The organism is Allobacillus sp. SKP2-8, assembly GCF_007559355.1.
GTDB lineage: Bacteria > Bacillota > Bacilli > Bacillales > Alkalibacillaceae > Allobacillus > Allobacillus halotolerans.
Genome location: NZ_VMHF01000035.1, coordinates 1 through 2436, shown reverse-complemented (window position 1 = coordinate 2436; position 2436 = coordinate 1). Strand labels below are relative to the sequence as shown.

The window sequence follows — 2436 nt, the reverse complement described above, 5'->3', positions numbered from 1 at the left end:
GCGTCTTGGGGTTGTAGGACATTCCATATGGAGTTACCAAGAAGGTTGGTAGGTGAATTGATCTGGAAAGGTCAGCCGCAGAGGGTAAAAGCCCTGTAACCGAAATCAACCTTCCTCCGGAATGGATCCTGAGTACGGCGGAACACGAGGAATTCCGTCGGAATCCGGGAGGACCATCTCCCAAGGCTAAATACTCCCTAGTGACCGATAGTGAACCAGTACCGTGAGGGAAAGGTGAAAAGCACCCCGGAAGGGGAGTGAAATAGAACCTGAAACCGTGTGCCTACAAGTAGTCGGAGCCCATTAACGGGTGACGGCGTGCCTTTTGTAGAATGAACCGGCGAGTTACGATCAGCGGCAAGGTTAAAGGGAAGACCTGGAGCCGCAGCGAAAGCGAGTCTGAACAGGGCGATTCAGTCGTTGGTCGTAGACCCGAAACTGTGTGATCTACCCATGTCCAGGGTGAAGGTAAGGTAACACTTACTGGAGGCCCGAACCCACGTACGTTGAAAAGTGCGGGGATGAGGTGTGGGTAGGGGTGAAATGCCAATCGAACACAGAGATAGCTGGTTCTCTCCGAAATAGCTTTCGGGCTAGCCTCAGCAAAAGAGTCTTGGAGGTAGAGCACTGATTGGACGAGGGGCCCTTCCCGGGTTACCGAATTCAGTCAAACTCCGAATGCCAATGACTTATGACTGGGAGTTAGACTATGGGTGATAAGGTTCATAGTCGAGAGGGGAACAGCCCAGACCGCCAGCTAAGGTCCCTAAGTATGTGTTAAGTGGAAAAGGATGTGGCGTTGCTTAGACAACCAGGATGTTGGCTTAGAAGCAGCCATCATTGAAAGAGTGCGTAATAGCTCACTGGTCGAGTGACGCTGCGCCGAAAATGTACCGGGGCTAAACACATCACCGAAGCTGCGGATTGTCCGCAGGACAATGGTAGGAGAGCGTTCTAAGGGCGTTGAAGTCAGACCGTGAGGACTGGTGGAGCGCTTAGAAGTGAGAATGCCGGTATGAGTAGCGAAAAAGAAGTGAGAATCTTCTTCACCGTATGCCTAAGGTTTCCTGAGGAAGGCTCGTCCGCTCAGGGTCAGTCGGGACCTAAGCCGAGGCCGAAAGGCGTAGGCGATGGCCAACAGGTTGACATTCCTGTACCACCTCCCATCCGTTTGAGTAACGGGGGGACGCAGGAGGATAAGGAAAGCGCGTTATTGGATAAGCGCGTCCAAGCAGCAAGAGTTGTGTGTAGGCAAATCCGCACACTGTACGCTTGAGCTGTGATGGGGAGGGAAATTTAGTACCGAAGTTCCTGATTTCACACTGCCAAGAAAATCCTCTAGCGAGGATGGAGGTGCCCGTACCGTAAACCGACACAGGTAGGCGAGGAGAGTATCCTAAGGTGATCGGGAGAACTCTCGTTAAGGAACTCGGCAAAATGACCCCGTAACTTCGGGAGAAGGGGTGCTCACTCAGGCTACGAGCCTGGGGAGCCGCAGTGAATAGGCCCAAGCGACTGTTTATCAAAAACACAGGTCTCTGCGAAGCCGCAAGGCGAAGTATAGGGGCTGACACCTGCCCGGTGCTGGAAGGTTAAGTGGATGCGTTAGTGCCTTTGGCACGAAGCGTTGAAACGAAGCCCCAGTGAACGGCGGCCGTAACTATAACGGTCCTAAGGTAGCGAAATTCCTTGTCGGGTAAGTTCCGACCCGCACGAAAGGTGCAACGACTTGGGCACTGTCTCAACGAGAGACCCGGTGAAATTATACTATGCGTGAAGATGCGCATTACCCGCGACAGGACGGAAAGACCCCGTGGAGCTTTACTGTAGCCTGATATTGAATGTTGGTACAGCTTGTACAGGATAGGTGGGAGCCTAGGAAACCGGAGCGCTAGCTTCGGTGGAGGCGCCGGTGGGATACCACCCTGGCTGTACGAACATTCTAACCCAGAACCGTGATCCGGTTCGGAGACAGTGTCAGGTAGGCAGTTTGACTGGGGCGGTCGCCTCCCAAAAGGTAACGGAGGCGCCCAAAGGTTCCCTCAGAATGGTTGGAAATCATTCGCAGAGTGTAAAGGCAGAAGGGAGCTTGACTGCGAGACTTACAAGTCGAGCAGGGACGAAAGTCGGGCTTAGTGATCCGGTGGTTCCGCATGGAAGGGCCATCGCTCAACGGATAAAAGCTACCCCGGGGATAACAGGCTTATCTCCCCCAAGAGTCCACATCGACGGGGAGGTTTGGCACCTCGATGTCGGCTCATCGCATCCTGGGGCTGTAGTCGGTCCCAAGGGTTGGGCTGTTCGCCCATTAAAGCGGTACGCGAGCTGGGTTCAGAACGTCGTGAGACAGTTCGGTCCCTATCCGTCGTGGGCGTTGGAAATTTGAGAGGAGCTGTCCTTAGTACGAGAGGACCAGGATGGACACACCGCTGGTGT

General features: G+C 53.9%; 1 rRNA gene (only partly in view). It reads left to right on the top strand.

Annotation, left to right across the window (positions count from 1 at the left end):
• Positions 1 to 2436: ribosomal RNA gene (locus FPQ10_RS12715) — 23S ribosomal RNA — on the top strand; its annotated part reaches 373 nt to the left of the window's first position; the annotation flags it as partial.